We start from the raw sequence: 21,757 nt of genomic DNA, 5'->3' as shown, positions 1-21,757 counted from the left end.
TGCGATCAAATCCCGGGACGGGCAAGAGCAGTCGCATGCGCAGCTTTCGCTTCACCTCTCTGTTCATCGCATTGGCCGCGCTGCTCGGCCTGGCGCAACCAGCCGTGGCCGATCCGGCCGACATTGCCGCCGCCAGCCGGGGCGTGGTGCGCGTCGTGCTGGTGCGCAATGGCTGGACCGGCGTGTCGATGCTCGGTCACGGTTCGGGCTTTGCCGTCGCACCCGACATGGTCGTGACCAATGCCCACGTGGTCGAGGACGCGCATGGCGACGGCAACGTGCTGATCGGCGTGATCCCTTCGCAGGGCCGTGACAGTTATCCCGCGCATATCGTTGCCTATTCGGCCGCCAACGATCTGGCGCTGCTGCAACTGGGCAATCACGCTGCGCTCGCCCCGCTGACGCTGTTTGCCGGCGTCGTGCCGGACGGCATGCAGATCGCGGCAGTTGGCTACCCGGGCAATGTCGATGCGGCGCAAGGGCTCAATTCGGGCGATCTGGTCAAGCCGCAGGATACCGTAAAGACGTATGGCCAGGTTTCATCGGGGCGGTCTTCGAAACAGTTCGATACGATCCTGCACACCGCGCAGCTGGGTGCGGGCAATTCGGGCGGGCCGCTGCTCGATACATGCGGCCGCGTGCTTGGCGTCAACAGCTTTGGCACGGTGAGCAGCAACGGCACGGATTCATCCTTCTTTTTCGCGATTTCGATGCATGAGCTCGAACCGTTTCTGAAGTTCGCGCATGTCGTTCCGCATCTCGCCGGCCTGCCCTGCACCTCGATCGCCGATCTCGATCGCGCCGATACCCAGCGCGCCGCCGACGACCAGGTGCGCGTCGCCGCGCAATCCGCCGCGCGCAGCACCGCGCGCGATCACGAACTCGACACTGCGCGCCGCAATGCCGAACTCGACGTGTTGTCCGAACGCGACAACGGCCTGGCGGTAGCGGCACTGCTGCTGGTCGCGGCAATCGGGGCGGCGACGTTCGGCTTTGTCCAGCGCGCAAAACCGCGGTTCGGGCGGCTTGGGCTTGGCCTCGCCGCCGTATTCGTGATCGCGGCGCTGTTTGTCTGGGTGCTGCGCCCGCCGCTGCGCGCGATCGACGAACGCGCCAAGGACCACATGGCCGAAATCGATGCGAGCGGCATTCCCCCGGTGGAATCCGGCGCAAAAGCGGACGCTGCCACGCACAAGCTGATCTGTGTGCTCGATCCGCGCCGCAGCCGCGTGACCGTCTCCGACATTACCGATATCCCGCTGACATGGAGCGCGGACGGCTGTGTCAATTCGCGCGCGCAATACGGGCTGGCGGGCGACGGCTGGTCTCGTGTGCTGGTGCCGAATGGCGAGGATACGATTTCGCTGACGCATTATGACCCCGCAACGCACACCTACACGCTCGAGCGATTTCTGATGGGCATCAACGACATGACCCGCGCGCGCAGCGAACGGCAAAAAATGTCCATCCCGCAATGCGGCGCCAGCGAGGCGGTCGCCCGCCAGTTCGGCGAAAGCCAGGGCGCGATCAAGGCGATGTTGCCCGCCGAGCCGAACGAGCGGATGCGCTATACCTGCCAGTCCGTCAAATAACGCAAATCCATGGATCGGACGTCGGGCCGGCTTGTTTCGCGGCGCCAACGCGCATACGTCTGCACAATCGGCGGACACACTTGCCAGTTGGCATCTTGTCATACGAACGTGGGGTTGCTAGGCGCGCCCCGGTCACAAGTCGATACACAAGGCGCATTCGCAATGCGGCTGTCACGACCTGCATTCTAACTGGGGACTATCGCGCGTGGGAATATCCGGCGGCATTACGGCCAGCCTGGCAGGGCGATACGCTTCGGCGTTGTACGATCTTGCCAGCTCACAGGGCTCGGTCGCGACCATTGAAGGCGATTTCGACGGGCTGACGACGGCCATTGCCGATTCGCCCGAATTCGCGCAATTGCTGCACGACCCGCAGGTTTCGCGTGACGCCGCCGAACATGCGGTCAAGGCGGTCGGCGATGTTGCATCGCTCAATCCGCTGACGACGAACTTTCTCGGTGTGCTGGCGGCAAACCGCCGCCTGGCCAGCCTGCCCGGCGTGATCGCCGCGTTTCGCGCAATCGCCGCCGATGCGCGCGGTGAGGTCACGGCCGATGTCACCACCGCGCATCCGCTGCTGCCTGACCAGCTGACCGAACTGTCGGCGAAGCTGGCGCAGCGCGAAGGCCGTGCGGTCACGTTGCGCACGCATGTCGATCCGGCGATCCTGGGCGGCCTGGTCGTTCAGATCGGCAGCCAGATGGTGGACAGCTCGATCCGTACCCGTCTCAATTCGCTTGCCCAGGTCATGAAGGCCTGATCCATTTCCGGCCCGCCAGGGCCTGATCATTTTACCTGTCTCAGAAAGGCAGAACATGGAAATCCGCGCTGCTGAAATTTCCCGGGTCATCAAGGACCAGATCGCCAGTTTCGGCACCGAAGCCAAAGTTTCGGAAGTCGGTTCGGTGCTGTCGGTCGGCGATGGTATTGCCCGCATCTATGGGCTGGATCAGGTCCAGGCCGGCGAAATGGTCGAATTTTCGAACGGCATCAAAGGGATGGCGCTCAATCTTGAGGCCGACAATGTCGGCGTCGTGATCTTCGGCACCGACAGCGACATCAAGGAAGGCGACGTCGTGCGCCGCACCGGCACGATCGTCGACGTGCCGATCGGCAAGGGCCTGCTCGGCCGCGTCGTCGATGCGCTGGGCAACCCGATCGATGGCAAGGGCCCGATCGAGTACACCGAACGCCGCCGCGTCGAAATCAAGGCGCCGGGCATCATCCCGCGCACCTCGGTGCACGAGCCGGTGCAGACCGGGCTCAAGGCTATCGACGCGCTCGTGCCGATCGGCCGGGGCCAGCGCGAATTGATCATCGGCGATCGCCAGACCGGCAAGACTGCCGTCGCGATCGACACCTTCATCAACCAGAAGGAAGCCAACGGCGGCACCGACGAAGGCAAGAAGCTGTACTGCATCTATGTCGCGGTCGGCCAGAAGCGTTCGACGGTTGCGCAGATCGTGCGCCAGCTCGAAGAAAACGGCGCGATGGAATACTCGATCGTCGTCGCCGCCACGGCGTCGGAGCCTGCGCCGCTGCAGTACCTGGCGCCCTACACCGGTTGCACGATGGGCGAATTCTTCCGCGACAACGGCATGCACGCGGTCATCGTCTATGACGATCTGTCGAAGCAGGCCGTGGCCTATCGCCAGATGTCGCTGCTGCTGCGCCGCCCGCCGGGCCGCGAAGCGTATCCGGGCGACGTGTTCTACCTGCACAGCCGCCTGCTCGAGCGCGCCGCGAAGATGAACAAGGACAACGGTTCGGGTTCGCTGACCGCGCTGCCGATCATCGAAACGCAGGCCGGCGACGTTTCGGCGTATATCCCGACCAACGTGATCTCGATCACCGATGGCCAGATCTTCCTCGAAACCGGCCTGTTCTACCAGGGTGTGCGTCCGGCGATCAACGTCGGCCTGTCGGTCAGCCGCGTCGGCTCGGCCGCGCAGACCAAGGCGATGAAAAAGGTGTCCGGCTCGATCAAGCTGGAGCTGGCGCAGTACCGCGAAATGGCGGCGTTTGCGCAATTCGGTTCCGATCTCGATGCCTCGACGCAGAAACTGCTCAACCGTGGCTCGCGCCTGACCGAGTTGCTCAAGCAGGCGCAGTTTTCGCCGCTGGCGTTCGAGGAACAGACCGTGGTGATCTTTGCCGGCACCAACGGCTATCTCGATGCTGTCCCGGTCAAGGACGTAGTGAATTACGAAGAAGAAATGCTCAGCTTCATGCACGCCAACCATGCCGACGTGCTCAAGGAAATCCGCGACACCAAGGATCTGGGCGACGGCGTCAAGGCGAAAGTCAAGGCCGCGCTCGAGACGTTCGGCAAACAGTTCGCCTAATCAATCACTTGCAGGGCGCTTCTAAGGCGCCCTGCCAGGTCCAGGGATAACGACGAGTGGCCTCGCTCAAGGAACTCAAAGGTCGGATCAACTCGGTCAAGTCGACCCAGAAGATCACCAAGGCCAAGCAGATGGTGGCCGCAGCCAAGCTGCGCAAGGCGCAAGCCGCTGCCGAAGCTGCACGCCCGTACGCTTCGCGGCTTTCCGAAGTCGTGGCCAGCCTTGCCTCTACCGTGCTCGTCGGTGAAGGCTCGCCGCCGTTGCTGGGTGGCACCGGCCGCGACCAGGTCCACCTGCTGGTCGTGGCCAATTCGGATCGCGGCCTGTGCGGCGCGTTCAACGCCAATATCGTCAAGGCGGCGCGGGTGAAAGCCAACGAGCTGCTCGCGCAGGGCAAGACCGTGCTGTTCTATCTGATCGGCCGCAAGGGTCGCCCGATCATCCGCCGCGAATATCCCGATGCGATCCTGGGCATGTACGATACCACCGGCGTGCGCGAACCCGGGTTCGACGAGGCCGAAGGGATTGCCGACGAATTGCTCGCGCTGTTTGCCGCGCGGCAGTTCGATGTGGCGCATCTGGTCTATGCCCGGTTCCGCAGCGCGCTGGTGCAGGAACCGACCGTGCAGCAGATCATCCCCGTGCCGACGCCCAAAGCGGTCGTGAGCGACGGCGCGGTGGTCGAATACGAGCCCGATGAAGAAACGATCCTGGCTGAATTGCTGCCGCGCTATCTGCGTACGCAGCTGTTCGGCGCCTTGCTGGAAAATCTCGCCAGCGAACAGGGCGCGTCGATGACCGCGATGGACAACGCCACGCGCAACGCCGGCGACCTGATCAAGAAACTGACGATCCAGTACAACCGCAGCCGCCAGGCCGCGATCACCACCGAATTGATTGAAATCATCGCTGGCGCGGAAGCGCTGTAAGATGGGCGCTTGGGGCTTCCAATTTGACGAAAACGACGATGCTGCCGATTGGCTGGCAGACTTCGTTGATGCCCCGAGTTGGGAAGCCGTTGATCACGCACTAGCGATGACGGGGTCTGGATATGTTGAAGCGCCAGACGCATCGGCCGCTTTGGCAGCCGCCGAAATTGTTGCTGCGGGCTTGGCCAAGGCTTCACCCAAGCTTGAAATTCGGATGACCGAGTGGGCATCTAAAAATGCATCTGATGCCGTGCCCCGTCGTCAACATGCGATCGATGCAGTTAAACGAGTGCGAGACGACAGCGAGCTGAACGAACTTTGGCAAGAAGCCGATGAATATACGGACTGGCAAGCGTCCGTGAACGAAACCCTATCAAGACTTTGAAAATCGGAAGGTAATCCATGGCCACCGTGCTCCCCTCTACCGGCAAAATCCGCCAGGTCATCGGCGCCGTTGTCGACGTCGCGTTCGATGGCGAATTGCCACCGATCCTGACCGCGCTGGAAACCGACAACAACGGCAACCGCCTGGTTCTCGAAGTCGCGCAGCATCTGGGCGAAGGCACCGTGCGCACGATTGCGATGGACGCGACCGAAGGTTTGACGCGCGGCCAGAGAGTGCGCAGCACCGGCGCGCAGATCACTGTGCCGGTCGGCCCCAAGACGCTCGGCCGCATTCTCAACGTGATCGGGGAACCGATCGACGAGATGGGTCCGGTCGGCGCGACGCAGTTCGCGCCAATCCATGCCAAGGCGCCGGAATTCATCGACCAGTCGACCGAATCGGCGATCCTGGTCACCGGGATCAAGGTCATCGACCTGCTCGCGCCGTATGCGCGCGGCGGCAAGATCGGCCTGTTCGGCGGCGCGGGCGTGGGCAAGACCGTGCTGATCCAGGAACTGATCAACAACATTGCCAAAGGCCACGGCGGCGTGTCGGTGTTTGCGGGCGTGGGTGAACGCACCCGCGAGGGCAACGACCTGTACCACGAATTTCTCGATGCGGGCGTCATTGCCAAGGACGCCGATGGCAATGCCACGTCGGAGGGTTCCAAAGTGGCGCTGGTGTTCGGCCAGATGAACGAGCCGCCGGGCGCGCGCGCGCGCGTTGCGCTGTCGGGCCTGACGATGGCGGAATATTTCCGCGATGAAGAAGGCCAGGACGTGCTGTTCTTCGTCGACAACATCTTCCGCTTCACCCAGGCGGGCTCGGAAGTGTCGGCGCTGCTCGGCCGTATCCCGTCAGCCGTGGGCTATCAGCCGACGCTGGCGACCGACATGGGCCAGTTGCAGGAACGCATCACCTCGACCAACAAGGGCTCGATCACCTCGGTCCAGGCGATCTACGTGCCGGCCGACGATTTGACCGACCCTGCGCCGGCCGCTTCGTTTGCCCACCTTGATGCGACCACCACGCTGAACCGCGCGATTTCGGAACTGGGGATCTATCCCGCGGTCGATCCGCTCGATTCGACCAGCCGTGTGCTCGAACCGCGCATCGTCGGCGAAGAGCATTACGCGACCGCGCGCCGCGTCCAGGAAACGCTGCAGAAATACAAGTCGCTGCAGGACATCATCGCCATCCTGGGCATGGACGAATTGTCCGAAGAGGACAAAGTCACGGTGGCCCGCGCGCGCAAGATCCAGCGCTTCCTCAGCCAGCCGTTCCACGTTGCCGAAGTGTTCACCGGCATCTCGGGCAAGTTCGTGCAGCTGGAAGACACGGTCAAATCGTTCAAGGCGGTGGTCGACGGCGAATACGATCACTTGCCCGAATCCGCGTTCTACATGGTCGGCGGTATCGAGGAAGCGGTTGAAAAGGCCAAGAAGATGGCTGCCGAAGTCTGATCGTTAGGTACGGGAACCGCTTGATATGGCGCTGCATTTTGAACTCGTGACGCCGGCCCGGCTGGTCCTGTCGGAAGACGTCTATATGGTCAACGTGCCTGGCACCGAGGGTGAATTCGGCGTGCTCGAAGGGCACGCCCCGTTCGCCACCACGGTCAAGGACGGTGTGATCCGGGTGTGGGCGTCGGCTGGCGGCAACCCCAAGGAATACCCCGTCAAGGGCGGCTTTGCCGAAGTCAGCGCGTCAGGCTTGACCGTGCTGGCCGAGCATGTGGGGTAATACGGTCCATTGATGCGCGGATAGACGGCCTGCCCTTGCGGTGGGCCGTTTTCGTTTGGACTGCGTAATCTGGCGTAGATTTATGCAGCCCGCGGCTTTCGACCACGCATCGGGATCCCAAAGCGCGACAAATCGAGACAAAGCGGGCTCCCGCCGATAAAATCCCAATACATGTCAGGTGTAGCTTTCGCTCCCATGAATAGGGAAGGATGCGACGTAACACCTGACGTTGCCAAGATACGCCAGCCTTCGGGGCCCAACGGCAGCCTTGCGCGCCGCGTTGGTCCCGGCCGGCTGGAACGCTGGAGCAGTGCGCGCGCGCCGCTGTGGCTGGTCGGGCTGATCGTGGTGAGCGGCTTTGCGGGGCTGATCGAATATGGCGCGGTGATGCGCGATCCAGGGGCTCATGGCAGCCTGGGCGCGATGGCCGTTGCGATCGCGACGGTTCCCGAAACGCTGCAGCGGATCGACGATTCGATCGGCACCTACCATCCTTCGCTGCCCGGCGGGTATGATCCGATACCGGGCGGTCTATGGCGCAATCCGGCGCAGCCGCTGGTGGATGGCGGCGCGCTGCTCGTCACGGTTTTCGACATTGCGCGCAGACGCTATGTGGTGAAGCTGGTGCGGCTTAGCGATGGCAAAGTGCTGCGCGACTATGCGCCCGACATAACCGCGATCCACGCGCATTCGGCATTCCATTCGGATATTGTCGACCTGGCGCGTGACAAGGGCAACGGGCGGTACATGCCGATGCACCCGCTGCTGATGGCGGATGGCGGCCTGATCCTTCACGACGAATCGCCGCTGGTGCGTGTCGATGCGTGCGGTCGCCGGGAATGGATGATCGACGGGATATTTCACCACGCGATCGAAACCGCGCCAGACGGCACGCTGTGGGCCAATTATCGCGCGCCTGTATCGCACGAGCCCGGCGTCGGCCCGGCCTTCATCGATGAAAGCCTCGTGCAGTTGACACCAGCCGGGCACGTGCTTGCGCGCACTTCGGTCATCGCGCTGCTCGATCGCAATGGCCTGGGGTATCTGTGGCGGTCGCGGCCGTATCTCGACGATCCGCTCCACGTCAACGACATCCAGCCGGTTCCCGGTGACGGGCCGTACTGGCGCCGGGGCGATGTGTTCGTATCGCTGCGTAACCTGTCGCTGGTGCTGCTTTATCGTCCCTCGACGGGCCGGGTGCTGTGGAGCCAGGCGATGCCGTGGCGGTTCCAGCACGATGTCTCGGTGATCGACGACCATCGGATCAGCGTGTTCGACAACCATCTGAAATTCGCCTGGGATCAGCCCGAACACGTCGCGAACGACCGCACCAACCATCTGGTCGTCTATGATTTCGCCACGCATGCCACCAGCGAACCGCTGGCCAGGGCGTTCGAAACCCTGGCGATAAAGACCAGGGCGCAGGGCCGTGCCACCCCGCTGCCGGGTGGCGATACGATGATCGAGGAAACCGAATGGGGCCGCGTGATGCGCGTGGCCCCCGATGGCACGGTGCGCTGGCGCTACATCTCGGCCGACGACCACAACCGACGCTACGAACTTCGCTGATCCCGCTATGTGGACCCCGTTTCAGACCAGGCCGGCATTCACGCTGCGGAGACCGCCCGATGCGCATGACCATTTCGATCCCGTTTGCCGGCACTGCGGGGCTATCCGCACTGATCTTCGTGGCCAGCACGATGCCGGCTTCGGCTTATGTCGGGCCCGGGCTCGGGCTTGGCGCGGTATCGACCGCGCTCGGTGTCGTCGGTGCGATCATCCTGGGGATCATCGCGTTCATCTGGTATCCGGTAAAGCGCCTGATCCGCCGCGTGCGCGCGCGGTTTGCCGCGCCTGCTACCCCGGTTCTGCGCCAGGATGACCGGGGCCCTGTCGCTGAAGAGATCGTATCGTGATCGCCGCCACGATGCTGCTGGGCTGCGCGCTGCTTGCCGTGGCCATGCTCGCGCGGGTGTCCGGCCTCATGGGTCGGTTTGCGCGGCTCGCCGCGACCGGCAGGCGTTCGGTGCGGATCATGGGTTGCCACGGTGCGTCCGATTTTTCCAGGGAACGCGCCGCGCGGATTCTGGCGCGACGGATGATGACCCAGGCACTGGTCGCGGGCGCAATGCTGGTGGTCGTCGCGCTGCCGCTGGTAGCGGCCATCGCGCTCGATGGCTGGACCGGCGTGCCGACCCGCGCCGCGCTGGCCGATCCCGGCGCACGCCTGACCATCCTTGCCATCGGAGTCTGTCTTGTCGTCACCCGCAGCGTCATCGTCCCCAGACTCGGCCGGCGCACGCTCGTCCAACCCCGGCTCCGCCTCCACATACAGGGGCATTGACCGGCTGCTCCACCGCATCGCGCTGGGTATTCCTGCCGTTCTGGATCTGAGTTTCGATCTGGAAAAAGGCCGCTTTGGCAAGGCCGCAGCCGCGCAGACGTTGCGCCCGCCGGTGTTCGTCACCGGTCTGGCGCGCGCGGGCACGACGATCCTGATGCAGAAAATCCACGGCGCCGACCGCTTTGCCTCGCTGCGCTATCGCGACATGCCGTTTCCGCTGGCACCCAATTCGTGGGCTGCGCTGACGGAAAAGCGCAGGCGCGCGATCCCCGCGCACGAACGCGGCCATGGCGACGGGCTGACTCACGATCTCGACAGCCCGGAGGCGATCGAGGAAGTGTTCTGGAAACTGCGCGAAGGCGATCAGTATCTGTCTGCCACAGGCATGCGCGCGCATGCGCCCGCGCCGGCCACGCTTGAAGATTTCGCGATGCTGATGCGGCTCGTCTGCCTGCGCTATGGCGGCGACCGGTATCTGTCTAAAAACAATGCCAACATTCTGCGGCTGCGCGCGCTGGCGCAGACCGCGACGGATGCTGTGCTGATCCATCCGTTTCGCGCGCCGCTGGAACAGGCCGCCTCGCTGCTGATGCAGCACCGCCGCGCCGTCGCGCTGGGCCGGACCGATGCGTTCCGCGCGTCGTTCATGCGCTGGCTGGGGCATCATGAATTCGGCGTCGATCAGCGCGCGATCCTGCTGCCGCCCGGGTCTGGCCCTGTGGGCAATCCCGATACACTGGCGTTCTGGCTGCGCACCTGGACAGGCGTGCACACGCATCTGCTGGTCCAGCCGGCCGACGTCGCGGCGATGCAGTGTTTCGTCGATTATGACCGGCTGGTAACCGGCGATCTGCGCTTGCGCGAGCGGCTGGCGCAGCGGCTTGGGCTGGCCGAACCGCTGGCCGGGGACGGATTGCGCCCGCCTGCGCCGCACGGGATCGACGCTGCCGATGTACCGCGCGCCGAACTTGCGGAGGCGCAGGCGATACACGCCCGGCTGCTCGCACGTGCGGCGGTCTGAATATCCTCCCCGTCCCGGCGAGGATATTCAGGCTATGCCGGTTGCTTTGACGATAAGTGCCCCCACGATCGCACCGATGATCGGCCCGAGCACCGGCACCCAGGCGTAACCCCAGTCCGAATCGCGTTTGCCCGCGATCGGCAGCAGCCAGTGCGCGATGCGCGGGCCCAGGTCGCGCGCGGGGTTGATCGCATAGCCGGTCTGCCCGCCGAGCGAGAGGCCGAGCGCCCATACGACGATACCCCAGAAAAACGGCCCAATGCCCGGCGCCAGGCCGCTGCCGACAAACCCCTTCGACGCCAGCCCCATGCCGATCATGATCAGCATGATCGTCCCGATCACTTCGCTCATCACATTGCCGAACGGATTGCGGATCGCAGGCTGGGTGCAGAACACGGCGAGTTTCGCATCGGGATCGCTGACCGGCCAATGCGGCAGGTAGGTCAGCCACACCAGCACCCCCGAGACGATCGCGCCCGCCATTTGCGCCAGCACATAGGGCACGACGTGACTGTAATCGCCCGATACGATCGCCGATGCGATCGTGACCGCGGGATTGAGATGCGCGACCCCGCCCACCCCGACACTGACCACGATGCCGCAGAAGACGGCAAAGCCCCAGCCCGCGGTGATCACGATCCACCCGCCGTTCTGGCCTTTCGATTTGTCGAGCACCACGTTGGCGACGACGCCGTTGCCGAACAGCAACATGACCATCGTGCCCAGAAATTCCCCGAAAACAGCGCCGTGCATCACGGTCATCCCCCTCTTGTCCTCATCGCCCTTCAAAGCGCTAAAGGGCCACGATGGCAACCCGCCAGACATCGTCATACACCGGTCATATTATGGCGACATGGCCGTGCAGGCGTTTAACCTGCAAACATGAGGCCACCCGATGCGGCAGATCGATATCCTGGTGACCGGCGCGCTCAATGGCGGCAATGACAACTTCCTCCATGGCGATCTGCGCGTCGTGTTCCATCGCTGGCTGGGCGATGCACCGCTGCCGCTGCTCGACGGGCAGCCCTGGGCGTTTGTCGACTGGGTGCTGCCCGAATTTTCGGGTCTGGAACTGTGCCGCCGCCTGCGCTGCGATCCGCAGACCGAATCCGCGCATGTGACGATGGTGCTCGAAGAAGACGAAGCAGAGGTCAAGCGCCGCGCGCTGCGCGCCGGCGCCGATGATTATCTGATCGGGCCGATCGACCGGTCGACCGTGCTCGATCGCGTGCTGTCGGTGCAATTGCCCGATGCCGAAAGCCCCGCGCGGACTTTGCGGCTGGATCACCTGTCGCTCGACCTGTCCGCGCTGCAGGCGCGGTGGAAGGACAAGCCGATCGGTCTGATGCCCAATGAATTCCGTTTGTTGCGCTATCTGATGGAGCAGCCTGGCCAGGTGTTTTCGCGGCTGCAACTGATCGGCGCGCTGGGCAAGAAAGGCCAACCGATCGACGAACGCACTGTCGATGCCTGGGTCAGCCGGTTGCGCCGGGCCTTGCGCGACAGCGGCGCCGGGTCGCCCTTGCGCACCGTCCGCTCGCTGGGCTACGTGCTCGACAAGCCGTAGGTTGCGTGGCTAGCGCCTGATTTTTCCAGGGTGCCTGGGCTCTGGCCCAATCCACCGGTTTGGTTTAACACAACCTCGCTCATCCTGAGCCTGTCGAAGGATGCGCGCGACGTTCGAACTTGGTGCAACCACGCTGCGCTTTGGGCAAATCTTGGCGCGTGTCCTTCGACAAGCTCAGGATGAGCGGGAATTGAAATTCCGTCGAGAGCCACAACGTGACATCACTGCCAAAGCGGATCGCGCTGGTCCTGCCCTATTACAACGAAGAGCATTTTATCCTGTCGACGCTGGCGGCGATCGCGGCGCAGGACACGCGCGATTTTACGCTGATCGTGGTCAACAATCGGTCGAGCGACGGATCGCCCGCGCTGGTCGAGGCATTTCTGGCGGCAAGCGATATCGACTATGCCCACGTCGAGGAAGACACCCCCGGCGTCGTACCCGCGCTGATGAAGGGCATTGCGCTGGCCACGGGCGAATTCATCGGATTCCTTAACGCCGATACGATCTATCCGCCGCACTACGTGTCGGGCGCGCTGGCGCTGTTCGATGCCAACCCCACCGCCGGCAGCGTGATGGCGATCGACCTTTACAGCCCGGCGGATAGCGCAGCAGCGCAAAAACGCCTGCGACGTGTGCTGTTTGCCAGCCGGATCATGCGCAAGAAATCGCACGCGGGCACATATGCGCAATGCTGGCGCCGCGCGCCGTTCATGGCCGCCGGCGCGTTCGACAGCGCGATCTGGCCGTATGTGCTCGAAGATCACGAGATCATGGTGCGGATGATGGACAAGGGCCCGTCGATCTATGACGCCGGGCATTATTGCTTCCCCTCGACACGGCGCACGAATTCCGCCGCAGTCAGCTGGAATACCTGGGAAAAGATCGCGTACGGCGTGCTGCCTGCGCGCGCGATGCCATGGTTTTTCCATTCGCATCTTGCGGGGCGGTTCAAACGGCGCAAGATGATGAGCGAGGCCCTGCGCAATCGCAGCTGGGAGTAAACGCAACCGCAGTGGGGAACGCGCGAGATGGCCGAATGTCGCAGCTCGAACGACTTCATCCACGACTGGGCTGCGCGCACCACCCGATGACGACTGCCATGACATCCGCGCCACGAGGCCTGGGCCCGTGGATGGTGCTGGCGCTGGTCATCGGCAATCTGATCGGGTCGGGCGTATATCTGTTGCCGGCGACGCTGGCGCCGCTGGGCACGAACCAGATTTTCGGCTGGCTCGTGACGATCGCCGGCGCGCTGGCGCTGGCGACGGTGTTTGCGCGGCTGTCGGCGCGCCGGCCGATGGCGGGCGGGCCGTATGCCTATGTCCAGGCGGCGTTCGGGCCGTTCCCGGGCTATGTCTGTGCGTGGAGCTACTGGGTCATGCTGTGGGCGGGCAATGGCGCGCTGGCGGTGGCGGTGGTCAGCAATCTGTCGCTGGTTTTTCCGATGATCGGGCATGTTGCGGGCCTGCCGGCGGTGCTGGCGGTGGCGTGCGTGTGGCTGCTGACCGCGATCAACATCCTGGGCGTGCGCAAGGCGGGTGATATCTCGCTGGTCACCACGGCGATCAAGCTGGTGCCGCTAGTCGCGCTCATCGGGCTGGCGCTGGTGCTGTGGCTGCGCGGAACGCCGGTGATCGCGCAACCGCATGTGGCGATCACCGGCGGGCATATCGCGATGGCCGCCGGGCTGACGTTCTGGGGGTTTCTCGGGCTCGAATCGGCAACGGTCCCGGCCGAAAAGGTCGAGAATGCGGCACGGATCGTGCCGATCGCGACATTGGCGGGCACTGCGCTTGCCGGATTGATCTACATCGGCATCTCGCTCGCGTTCCTGGGGTACATGCCCGATGCGGTCTCCGCCGCGTCGCCCGCGCCGGTGGCCGATTTCCTCGGGCGGTATTTCGGTGCCACGGTTGCGGGCACGGTCGCGGTGTTTGCCGCAATCAGCGCGTTCGGCACGTTGAACGGGTTCATCCTGGTCCAGGGCGAAATGCCGCTGGCGATGGCGTGCGGCGGCGTCTTTCCGCGCTGGTTCGAACGCGAGACTGCCGCCGGCACGCCGGCGCGCGCGCATCTGGTGTCGAGCGCCTTGCTCAGCGTCGTCACGCTGCTGAATTTCGGGCGCGGCATGGGCGATCTGTTTACGTTCATCGCCTCGATCAGCCTGGCGGCCGGCATGTTGCCTTATGCCATGACGATGATCGCGGCGATCCGCCTGTTGCCCGGCGAACGTACGTTGATTCCGGTCGCGCTGTTTGCCACAGCGTTTACCGGCTGGGCGACATGGGGCCTGGGCGGCGAAGCGGTAGGCTATGGCGTGGTGCTGATCTTGATCGGGCTGCCGATCTACTGGCTGGTGCGCCGCACACGTGTTTGAATAGGGGAGATGTTATGACTGTTGCCGATGCCGTTGCCTCGCGCCGTTCCGTGCGCGAATTTCTCGATACGCCAGTGCCCCATGCAACGATCGAGCGTGTGCTCGATCAGGCGCGCTGGGCCCCCTCGGGATGCAATTATCAACCGTGGGAAGCGGTCGTGTTGACCGGCGCACCATTGGACGCGTTGCAGAAGGTGTTGCTCGCCGCAACACCCGATGACCCGGCGGAATACGACTGGGCAGCGCCCGCAGCCAGTCCCCGATATCAGGCCCGGCTGCAAGGGGTCGGCGCGGCGATGTACGGCGCGCTGGCGATCGCGCGCGAAGACAAGGAAAACCGCACCGATTTCACCCGCGCCAATCTGGTGTCGTTCGGCGCGCCGGTGCTGTTGCTGTGCCACTTTCCCAAATTCATGAAGGAGCCGCAGTGGTCCGATGTCGGCATGTGGCTGCAGACGATCATGCTGCTGCTGCGCGGCGAAGGGCTCGACAGCTGCCCGCAGGAATACATGGGCAATTACGGCCGGACGATCAAGGCGCACCTGGGTTTGCCCGAGGATCACATGCTGTTCTGCGGCCTGGCGATCGGCTGGAAGGATGACAAGGCGCCGGTCAACCATTTCGGACGCGAACGCGTGCCGCTCGCCGAGCAGGTAACGTTTCAGGGCTTCCAACCGTAAAGCCTGCTCCAACCCCTCCCCTTCCGGGGAGGGGCTTCAGGACGGTTACTTCGTCAGGTCGGGGATCAGATTGAAATAGAACGTCAGCGCGGGCTTGATATTGACGAGGCGGACGCGTTCGTTGAGGCCGTGGCTCATCCGTTCGTCGCGGCGGGTAAACACCGGGCTGGCATTGTACGCCGGCACGCCATTGGCGCGATAGAACATCGAATCCGATCCGCCCGACGCCTGGTTCGGCAGGATCGCGATGTCCCTGCCCCAGGCGGCGTGGATCGCCTTGTCCGCCGCGGCAACGTAATCGGCGCGCAATGGCGTGACCGGCGGAGTGATCGACCCGTCGGTGACATCGGTGATCTTGACCACGTCGGACGCGATCGCACCTTTCAGTTCGGCCATGATCGCCTCGCGACTGTGGCCGGGAAAAATACGGCAGTTGATATTGGCACGCGCGCGCTGGGGCAGCGCGTTTTCGGCGTGGCCGCCCGACAGCATCGTGGCCACGCACGTCGTGCCGGTCTTGCCGACCAGATCGGGATCTGCACGGACCAGCGCCAGCGGCGCGGCATCATTGGGATTGGCGGCAAAGGCGCGCATGGCTGCGGCTTTGGCCGGGTCGGCCTGAAATTGCGCGGCGCGTTCGAACCAGGCTTTGGTCAGTTCGTTCTGTTCGGGCGGAAACTGATAGGCGCCGACTTCCACCAGTGCCTGCGCCAATTGGACGATCGCATTGTCGTGGCGCGGTTCCGAGCTGTGGCCGCCGGGATTGGTAACTTCCAGCCGGTAATCGGCATAGGCTTTCTCGTTGCCGTCCCACAGCCAGAACAGCGGCTTGTCCGTCCCATCCGCAAATGTGCCGCCGCCGCCATCGGCGTTGATCACCATATCGGCGTCTTTCAATTCGTTGGCGAGCGCGGCGCTCGTCGCCATCACGGTTTCCTCGTCGCCCGAAAACGCGATTACGATGCCCCGGCGCGGTTTGTAGCCATGCGCGCGCAGATCGATCACCGCCGAAACCATCAGCGCACCGTCGAATTTCATGTCGGTTGCGCCGCGTCCGTACAGCACGCCGTCCTCGATCACCGGGCCGAACGGATCACGCACCCAGTCGCCACGCTTGGCCTCGACCACGTCCATATGGCCCGACAACACCAGCGGTTTCAGCCTGGGATCGCTGCCTGCCCACTTTGCCACCAGCGTCGCGGTTTCGCCGCGCTTGGTCACCACCACGTCCCCCGGCGCCCAGCCGCCGGCGATCAGGCGATCACGGATGAGCGCAGCCACGTCGGCCGTGCGGTTGGCCTCGCCGCGGACCGAGCGGATGGCAATTTCGCGCTGCGCCAGATCGAGCGCCTGTGCCGCCTCGGCCGATGTCGGCACCGGCACCGGGGCGGAATGCGCAAGCGCCGGGATCATGGCGGCAAGCGCAAATGCGCTCGTAGTCAGGCGGCGCAAAGCTGTGCAACTGGTCATGGTGGGGAAATCTCCTTCGCCGGATTAGCTGACGCCTGCGCGCCGGAATGGCAACCGCCTATCGGACGCAGCCTGTCGAATAGTGATTCGATCCGGTTCGGAATGAACCGTATGACCCTCGAAAATGGCGTGTGATGCACCGCGATGGCGAAATCTGCGTAATTTGACGTATGCAGTAATAGCAAGCCGGGAGTTGCCGGTTTGGGAATGGCGCACCAGTGCATTGGTACTGATTAAATATCTGAAATTTATATCTATTTTTTATTTCAAGTGCATATTTTCAAGGGCAGGATCCGATGAATTAATTGAACAGTTGCGTTTTTTGCATTCTCGGTTGCTTGTTTCGCACTTGCGCAAAAGGGCTGCGTAAACCATACCGAACATGCCTTTCAGGCATCCTCTCCCAAACTTTTCAGGGCCGCCCGTTTTCGAGCGGCTCTTTTTTTGTCTGTCGTTTGCGCGGGCACTAATTCGCCGGTCCGGTTACCATTGGAAAGGGCCCCGGATTGCTCCGGGGCCCCGCTTGTTTGCGGTTGGCGAAGGATCAGGCCGCCGAAGCGCGCTGATGCAGCCGGGTGATCGCATCGAGCGACGACAGCAGCGCGCCTTCCTGCCAGCAACCGTAATACGAGCAATGCTCGCCCGCGAGCACGATGCGGCCGTCCATCGACACCAGGTCCTGGTAATGCGCCTCGCGGCTTTCTTCGGTCCAGGTGGCGCAGCAGCCCAGGATCCATGGCATCCGGCTCCACGCCAGCGACGTACCCGAGCGGAATTCGGCCTTGTATTCGGCAGGATGAAACACCGAACCCTGATCGAGTGCGGCCTGGATACGCTTTTCATGGGTCATGCCGGCCAGGCGATAGGCGCCAAGCCCGAACGGATAGGCGCCCAGGATCACCGCGGGGCCATCACCGAACCAGTTGCCGGTCGGATACGAAATCAGGCTGATATCCTGATCGGTAAACGAATGACCGCCGTAGATGGCGTAATCGGTTTCCCAGAAGCGGCGCTTCATTTCGAGGCCGATCTTGACCGAATTGCCATAAGGCAGCGCGCGGATCGCGGCCTTTTTCTTGTCGGTGACCTGCACATCGAGTTGTCCCAGCACAGTCGCCGGGATCGTGCAGACCAGCCAGTCGGCCTTGCTCTGGCCCGCAGTGTTCGTCTTGGTATCGGTCCAGTCGACCGTCACGCCATGATCGTCCTGCGCGATTTTGGTCACGCGGGTGTTCAGCCGCACCATTTTGCCGACTTTGCCGGCAAACGCCTTGCCGATATGGTCCATGCCGCCCTTTGGCTGGAACATCGTCGTCTGCATGACCTCTTCGGTATAGAACCCGATCTGCTGCCACACTTTGGTCGACAGCGTGTCGGACAGCGTACCGACGTCGTTGGGGATCGGCGCGCCGTTGACCCCGCCGCCCGGTGCACGGTCCCAGCCGCGCTGGTCGCCGACTTTCATGCCCTTGGTATAGGCCATGGTCTTGTCGAGCACGCCCCACTCCTTCATCGCCTCAAGCAGCTTGGCCTTGTCTTCGGCGGTGACTGCGGTGTCGAGCGCGCCGGCGTTCAGCGACTTGGCCAGCAATTCGCCGACATGGCCTTTGTAATCGACATAAAGGTCGCGGTAAGGCTGTGGCTTGCCGCCATAGGCATTTTTGCGGTGGACTAGGGCGTTGTGGTTCAGCTGCGCAAAATGTTCGAGCTCGACGCCGAATTCCTTGCAGTAATGCAACACCGTGCGGTGATGATACGGCAGGCGCCAGGGACCGGGATTGAGATAATTGCCCGGCGCAAAGCCGACGGTCTGCGGCGGGGAACCCAGTTCGTTGACCGTATCGCCGCCGCGCAAGGTCATGTTGCGCCCGCCGGTGCGATCCTGGAATTCCAGGATCTGCACCTTGTATCCGGCCTTGGTCAATTCATACGCCGACAGCATCCCGGCAAGCCCGGCGCCGAGCACCAGCACCGTTGCGCCCGGCTTTGCGCCGCTCAGCTTTGGCGGCCCGGTAAACTGGCTGTCGGCGGCATGGCCCAGAACGGTCATGGCCTGGTACATCGCCGCGGCGCCGCCCGCCTTGCCCACCATCGACAGCAGCTGACGGCGGGTCGGCGGCGAAAACAGGCTGGAATCGTCAGGCGCGGGCTGATCGGTCATGGGGCGTCCTTGTTATGGGATAAAATCTGATGCTGCGTGATGGATTTCAGTGGCCGCAGGTGTTGCATTCGGGAACCGGCGGATTGGCCGAACCGACCCGGTCGATATCCGCCACCGTGACCGGATCGTGGTAGTCGTTGAAGTGTCCGCGCACATACGTGATCACCGCAGCGATCTGCGGCTTGGTCAGCAGATCGGTAAACCACGGCATGCCGCCCCTGCCCTTCAGCAGCAGGATGATCGCGTAGTCCTTGTTTTTCAGATTTGCGTTGCCCGCCAGCGCCGGCACTTTCGCACCCGGTTCGCCGCCGCCCTTGGCATCGGCCATGTGGCACGCGGCGCAGATCTGTTCGAAGATTTCCTTGCCGCTGTCGGTGTTTTCGGTCTGGCCACCGGCCGGCCCGCCGCGATCCTGCGCAAAGCCGGGATCGGCGAGCGTGGCAGTGGCCAGCAAAGTCGCCGCAGACAGGCCAATCAGCCCAAGCTTTTGTATCTTAATCATTTTAGTGATCTCTGTGCTGTTTAGACCGAGCGAACTGGCCGCCCGGATGATAGAATGCCCCCCGGCACTGACTGTCAAGCATCCCTGCGTGCCAACAATCCGTCATCGACAGGCCCTGCGGCCCTTGCGCGCGCTTGCCCATACGCCGTTTCGCGTAATCGCAGCGGCGCACGGATGTGCTCTGGGCTGGGATCGGACGGGATGGTAATCCGATGCGCGGCGCGTATGGTGCAACCACCCTGGAACAACCGCAAAGGAACAACGATGTCTGCACAGCCTTTCAAAGCCCTGCTCGGCGCCGCCGCCGGTGCCTCACTGCTGACCGCCGCGCCTGCGATGGCGCAGGTGATCAAGTACGAGAGCAGTGCCAAGGCGCGCATTCTCGACGGCGCCGAAGTCAAGGCCGGCACCGACCTGTTCTTCCTTTCAGGCCAGCTCGCCTCGCCGATCGATCCCAAGAAAACCTTCATGGACGTCAAGTCGGTCGATGACCTGGGCGACACCAAGACCCAGACGATCAGCGCGCTGTCGAAAATCAAGGCCATGCTGGAAAGCAAGGGCTATACGATGGCCGACCTGGTCAAGCTGACGCTGTTCGTTGCGGCCGATCCCAAGACCGGCAAGATGGATTTCGACGGCGCCAATGCGGGCTTCCTGCAGTTCTTCCGGACTGCGGACAATCCTTCGACCGTTGCGCGCTCGGCGTTTCAGGTGGCGGCGCTGGCCGGGCCGTATTTCCTGATCGAGATTGAAGCGACGGCCGCGAAAAAGAAGTAAGGCGCATCCTCCCCGGCACGGGGAGGGGGACCGCCCGCAGGGTGGTGGAGGGGCCGGGCCCCGGGGGAAACCCTCGCGATGAGGCGCCCTTGCAAACGGCGCAACATCGCGCGACTTGCGTCATGAGGCACCGCCCCTCCACCGCTGCTACGCGCGGTCCCCCTCCCCGTGCCGGGGAGGATTTTATGCGAAGTGGAACTGGCTCTGGTTGGCTGCGCTCAGGGTGACGCCCTTGAGCACGATGCTGTCGTTGGCGTCGAGGGTGATGGTCGTGTCGCCGCCCGCTGCGGTGGCGTGGCCCATCAGGTAGGCCCAGTAGTCGAAGCCCGCCGCCTGCGATCCGAAGCTCGATTTCTGCAGGGTGACCTGGTCGCTGGTGTCGAAGCCGGCGAGCGTCGCACTGCCGATCTGTTGGCCAAACGTCACGGCCTCGCCCGTGCCGGACAGGTTCAAAGTGTCGCCCACGCCCAGTTGCACCGCCGCGCCCTGGCCCGCCACACTGACCCATGAGCTATCGAGCAGCGTTACATTGCCGCCGTGCTGCAGCGTGACAGTATCCGCCGCCGCGGCGTTCACACCGTTGCCGCCGATCCAGATGTTGTCGCCAGTGCCCGTGGCAACGACGGACTGGACCAAGCCATAGGCGCCGAAATTGTCGTTGTTGCCAATCGTGGTAGCCACATCCCAGCCGGACACATCAACGCGGCTGTTGTCGAGCACGGTCAGGTTGCTCGTCAGCGAATTTGGTGCCCCGACGTAGGCCTGATCGGTCACTGCGGCATTCTGACCATTTCCGCCGATCCAGATGTTGATGTTGTAAAGGGTTTGGCTGGATATCGGACCGGGCGCGGCGATAACCGTCTCGGCCGAGCCGTAAATCCCGAAATTGTCTTGGCTGAAACCAAGATAAGCGGTCACGCCATCGCCGGTGACATCGATCCGCGATCCGTTCAGTTCGGTCACCACCAGCCCGGTCGACCCCGTGCCGTCGACGAAATCGGTGATCGCCGCATCCTGTCCGTTGCCGCCGGCCCACACCCCGTCGCCGATGCCATGGGCAGCGATGGTGTTGCCGGTTCCGTAAGTGCCGCAATTGTCCGAATTTCCAATAGCGACCGATATCGCGTTGCCTTCAACGTTGGCGCGTGTGCCGTCCAGCACCGTCACGTGCAGGTCGATCGAATTCCAGCCGTTGACAGACGTAATCGAATCTTCTTCGTTTTTAGCGATCCACACGTTGTCGCCCGCGCCGTTGACGACCACGCTTTCGACGTAGCCGGCAACGCCATAGTTGTCGTTATTGCCCAGCGTAGCGGTAAAAAAGTCCATCCACACATCGACGCGCGAATTGTCGAGTACCGTGAGCGTGTTCGGGTTAAGGCGGTAGATGTGAGCAGACGTGAAGAATTGTTGGATGAGGTCTGTCGTCGTCGCATTCTGGCCATTCCCGCCCGCGGTCACGATGGCGTTCGGACTGGCGATCGACAGAACATCGCCCGAGCCGGTCAACTGCGCAACCGGATTGTACCCGTCGAACGTGGCCGATGCGCTGCGTTCCACGACCAGCCCGTTCGAGTCATTGACGTTGCCGTTGGCCGTGAATTGCGCTGTGTAGACATCCGCGCCGCTTGCACTGGTCGCGACGGTCGCAGTCCAGTCACCTGATGAATCGACCGTTGCAGTAGCGACCTGTACCGAATTGTCGAAGATCTGGATCTGCATTCCGACATCGCTCGGCTCATCGGTGCCGGTGATCAATATTGACGTCTGATCGGCGGAAAGAGCGCCACCAATGAAGGTCAGGTTACCCATGTCGGACTCCAGTGCGATGTTTGCGCAAACTTACGTCCAATCCGGGTGC

21 protein-coding genes are annotated in these 21,757 nt (G+C 63.3%); 16 read left to right on the top strand and 5 right to left on the bottom strand.

What is annotated here, in order from left to right; genetic code table 11:
- The first annotated feature begins 35 nt into the window (after positions 1-35).
- From ACOOE2_RS07865 to ACOOE2_RS07815, 11 genes are all read left to right on the top strand, one after another.
- Positions 36-1,592 carry a S1 family peptidase gene (locus ACOOE2_RS07865; RefSeq protein ID WP_420382462.1) on the top strand — a complete coding sequence of 519 codons (1,557 nt, stop codon included), beginning with the start codon at positions 36-38 and terminating at the stop codon, positions 1,590-1,592.
- A gap of 205 nt (positions 1,593-1,797) precedes the next feature.
- Positions 1,798-2,352: a F0F1 ATP synthase subunit delta gene (locus ACOOE2_RS07860; protein ID WP_420382461.1), complete on the top strand. Its 555-nt coding sequence runs from the start codon at positions 1,798-1,800 to the stop codon at positions 2,350-2,352.
- A 55-nt stretch (positions 2,353-2,407) separates the two neighbouring features.
- Positions 2,408-3,937: a F0F1 ATP synthase subunit alpha gene (gene atpA, locus ACOOE2_RS07855; RefSeq protein WP_420382460.1), complete on the top strand. Its 1,530-nt coding sequence runs from the start codon at positions 2,408-2,410 to the stop codon at positions 3,935-3,937.
- A gap of 56 nt (positions 3,938-3,993) precedes the next feature.
- Positions 3,994-4,866, top strand: a complete 873-nt coding sequence (locus ACOOE2_RS07850; protein WP_420382459.1) for a F0F1 ATP synthase subunit gamma — start codon at positions 3,994-3,996, stop codon at positions 4,864-4,866.
- Entirely contained in the window at positions 4,835-5,251 is a 417-nt protein-coding gene (locus tag ACOOE2_RS07845) for a DUF4259 domain-containing protein (RefSeq protein WP_420382458.1), read from the top strand. Before ACOOE2_RS07850 ends, ACOOE2_RS07845 begins: the two co-directional genes overlap by 32 nt.
- A gap of 17 nt (positions 5,252-5,268) precedes the next feature.
- The gene (gene atpD, locus ACOOE2_RS07840) at positions 5,269-6,714 is read left to right on the top strand and encodes a F0F1 ATP synthase subunit beta (protein ID WP_420382457.1); all 1,446 of its coding nucleotides are present in this window, start codon (positions 5,269-5,271) and stop codon (positions 6,712-6,714) included.
- Positions 6,715-6,739: 25 nt separating this feature from the next.
- Positions 6,740-6,994: an ATP synthase F1 subunit epsilon gene (locus ACOOE2_RS07835; RefSeq protein ID WP_420382456.1), complete on the top strand. Its 255-nt coding sequence runs from the start codon at positions 6,740-6,742 to the stop codon at positions 6,992-6,994.
- 195 nt (positions 6,995-7,189) lie between these two features.
- A complete protein-coding gene (locus ACOOE2_RS07830; RefSeq protein WP_420382455.1) occupies positions 7,190-8,563 on the top strand; it encodes an arylsulfotransferase family protein in 1,374 nt (457 codons plus the stop codon).
- A gap of 59 nt (positions 8,564-8,622) precedes the next feature.
- On the top strand, positions 8,623-8,910 hold the full coding sequence (locus ACOOE2_RS07825) for a hypothetical protein (protein WP_420382454.1): 288 nt from the start codon (positions 8,623-8,625) through the stop codon (positions 8,908-8,910).
- On the top strand, positions 8,907-9,338 hold the full coding sequence (locus tag ACOOE2_RS07820; RefSeq protein WP_420382453.1) for a hypothetical protein: 432 nt from the start codon (positions 8,907-8,909) through the stop codon (positions 9,336-9,338). Before ACOOE2_RS07825 ends, ACOOE2_RS07820 begins: the two co-directional genes overlap by 4 nt.
- The gene (locus tag ACOOE2_RS07815) at positions 9,250-10,359 is read left to right on the top strand and encodes a sulfotransferase (protein WP_420382452.1); all 1,110 of its coding nucleotides are present in this window, start codon (positions 9,250-9,252) and stop codon (positions 10,357-10,359) included. Before ACOOE2_RS07820 ends, ACOOE2_RS07815 begins: the two co-directional genes overlap by 89 nt.
- 27 nt (positions 10,360-10,386) lie before the next feature.
- Here the strand turns inward: ACOOE2_RS07815 and ACOOE2_RS07810 are convergent, their stop codons facing one another.
- Positions 10,387-11,112: an MIP/aquaporin family protein gene (locus tag ACOOE2_RS07810; RefSeq protein WP_420382451.1), complete on the bottom strand. Its 726-nt coding sequence runs from the start codon at positions 11,110-11,112 to the stop codon at positions 10,387-10,389.
- Between the two features lie 142 nt (positions 11,113-11,254).
- On the opposite strand from ACOOE2_RS07810, the gene ACOOE2_RS07805 reads away from it, so the two are divergent.
- From ACOOE2_RS07805 to ACOOE2_RS07790, 4 genes are all read left to right on the top strand, one after another.
- Positions 11,255-11,926, top strand: coding sequence for a response regulator transcription factor (locus ACOOE2_RS07805; RefSeq protein WP_420382450.1), 672 nt, complete (start codon positions 11,255-11,257; stop codon positions 11,924-11,926).
- A gap of 215 nt (positions 11,927-12,141) precedes the next feature.
- On the top strand, positions 12,142-12,930 hold the full coding sequence (locus ACOOE2_RS07800) for a glycosyltransferase family 2 protein (RefSeq protein WP_420382449.1): 789 nt from the start codon (positions 12,142-12,144) through the stop codon (positions 12,928-12,930).
- A gap of 98 nt (positions 12,931-13,028) precedes the next feature.
- Complete coding sequence (locus tag ACOOE2_RS07795) at positions 13,029-14,306, top strand: amino acid permease (RefSeq protein ID WP_420382448.1); 1,278 nt, start codon at positions 13,029-13,031, stop codon at positions 14,304-14,306.
- A gap of 14 nt (positions 14,307-14,320) precedes the next feature.
- Positions 14,321-14,986 (top strand): nitroreductase, encoded by a 666-nt coding sequence (locus ACOOE2_RS07790; RefSeq protein WP_420382447.1) that lies wholly within the window; start codon positions 14,321-14,323, stop codon positions 14,984-14,986.
- Positions 14,987-15,031: 45 nt separating this feature from the next.
- On the opposite strand, the gene ACOOE2_RS07785 is transcribed toward ACOOE2_RS07790, so the two are convergent.
- The 3 genes from ACOOE2_RS07785 to ACOOE2_RS07775 form a co-directional block, all read right to left on the bottom strand.
- Positions 15,032-16,456: a M20/M25/M40 family metallo-hydrolase gene (locus ACOOE2_RS07785; RefSeq protein ID WP_420382446.1), complete on the bottom strand. Its 1,425-nt coding sequence runs from the start codon at positions 16,454-16,456 to the stop codon at positions 15,032-15,034.
- Positions 16,457-17,000: 544 nt separating this feature from the next.
- Positions 17,001-18,617: an FAD-dependent oxidoreductase gene (locus ACOOE2_RS07780; protein ID WP_420382445.1), complete on the bottom strand. Its 1,617-nt coding sequence runs from the start codon at positions 18,615-18,617 to the stop codon at positions 17,001-17,003.
- Between the two features lie 46 nt (positions 18,618-18,663).
- A complete protein-coding gene (locus ACOOE2_RS07775; RefSeq protein ID WP_420382444.1) occupies positions 18,664-19,119 on the bottom strand; it encodes a c-type cytochrome in 456 nt (151 codons plus the stop codon).
- Positions 19,120-19,383: 264 nt separating this feature from the next.
- Between ACOOE2_RS07775 and ACOOE2_RS07770 the strand changes: the two genes are divergently transcribed.
- Complete coding sequence (locus tag ACOOE2_RS07770; protein ID WP_420382443.1) at positions 19,384-19,896, top strand: Rid family hydrolase; 513 nt, start codon at positions 19,384-19,386, stop codon at positions 19,894-19,896.
- A gap of 183 nt (positions 19,897-20,079) precedes the next feature.
- Here ACOOE2_RS07770 and ACOOE2_RS07765 read toward each other — a convergent pair whose 3' ends face one another.
- A complete protein-coding gene (locus ACOOE2_RS07765) occupies positions 20,080-21,708 on the bottom strand; it encodes a hypothetical protein (protein WP_420382442.1) in 1,629 nt (542 codons plus the stop codon).
- Positions 21,709-21,757: the final 49 nt, after the last annotated feature.

The organism is Novosphingobium sp. (assembly GCF_965214355.1).
In the GTDB taxonomy this organism is placed as follows: Bacteria; Pseudomonadota; Alphaproteobacteria; order Sphingomonadales; family Sphingomonadaceae; genus Novosphingobium.
Note: the sequence above shows the minus strand (reverse complement) of the source record. Positions and strands in the feature narration are given on the sequence as shown.

Excerpts from the sequence above, each read along its gene's own strand:
- ACOOE2_RS07790 (WP_420382447.1), top strand. The coding sequence starts at position 14,321 with ATGACTGTTGCCGATGCCGTTGCCTCGCGCCGTTCCGTGCGCGAATTT.
- ACOOE2_RS07805 (WP_420382450.1), top strand. The coding sequence starts at position 11,255 with ATGCGGCAGATCGATATCCTGGTGACCGGCGCGCTCAATGGCGGCAAT.
- ACOOE2_RS07765 (WP_420382442.1), bottom strand. The coding sequence starts at position 21,708 with ATGGGTAACCTGACCTTCATTGGTGGCGCTCTTTCCGCCGATCAGACG.
- atpA (WP_420382460.1), top strand. The coding sequence starts at position 2,408 with ATGGAAATCCGCGCTGCTGAAATTTCCCGGGTCATCAAGGACCAGATC.
- ACOOE2_RS07830 (WP_420382455.1), top strand. The coding sequence starts at position 7,190 with ATGAATAGGGAAGGATGCGACGTAACACCTGACGTTGCCAAGATACGC.
- ACOOE2_RS07835 (WP_420382456.1), top strand. The coding sequence starts at position 6,740 with ATGGCGCTGCATTTTGAACTCGTGACGCCGGCCCGGCTGGTCCTGTCG.
- ACOOE2_RS07785 (WP_420382446.1), bottom strand. The coding sequence starts at position 16,456 with ATGACCAGTTGCACAGCTTTGCGCCGCCTGACTACGAGCGCATTTGCG.
- ACOOE2_RS07865 (WP_420382462.1), top strand. The coding sequence starts at position 36 with ATGCGCAGCTTTCGCTTCACCTCTCTGTTCATCGCATTGGCCGCGCTG.
- ACOOE2_RS07770 (WP_420382443.1), top strand. The coding sequence starts at position 19,384 with ATGTCTGCACAGCCTTTCAAAGCCCTGCTCGGCGCCGCCGCCGGTGCC.
- ACOOE2_RS07810 (WP_420382451.1), bottom strand. The coding sequence starts at position 11,112 with ATGCACGGCGCTGTTTTCGGGGAATTTCTGGGCACGATGGTCATGTTG.
- ACOOE2_RS07825 (WP_420382454.1), top strand. The coding sequence starts at position 8,623 with ATGCGCATGACCATTTCGATCCCGTTTGCCGGCACTGCGGGGCTATCC.
- ACOOE2_RS07775 (WP_420382444.1), bottom strand. The coding sequence starts at position 19,119 with ATGATTAAGATACAAAAGCTTGGGCTGATTGGCCTGTCTGCGGCGACT.
- atpD (WP_420382457.1), top strand. The coding sequence starts at position 5,269 with ATGGCCACCGTGCTCCCCTCTACCGGCAAAATCCGCCAGGTCATCGGC.
- ACOOE2_RS07780 (WP_420382445.1), bottom strand. The coding sequence starts at position 18,617 with ATGACCGATCAGCCCGCGCCTGACGATTCCAGCCTGTTTTCGCCGCCG.
- ACOOE2_RS07795 (WP_420382448.1), top strand. The coding sequence starts at position 13,029 with ATGACATCCGCGCCACGAGGCCTGGGCCCGTGGATGGTGCTGGCGCTG.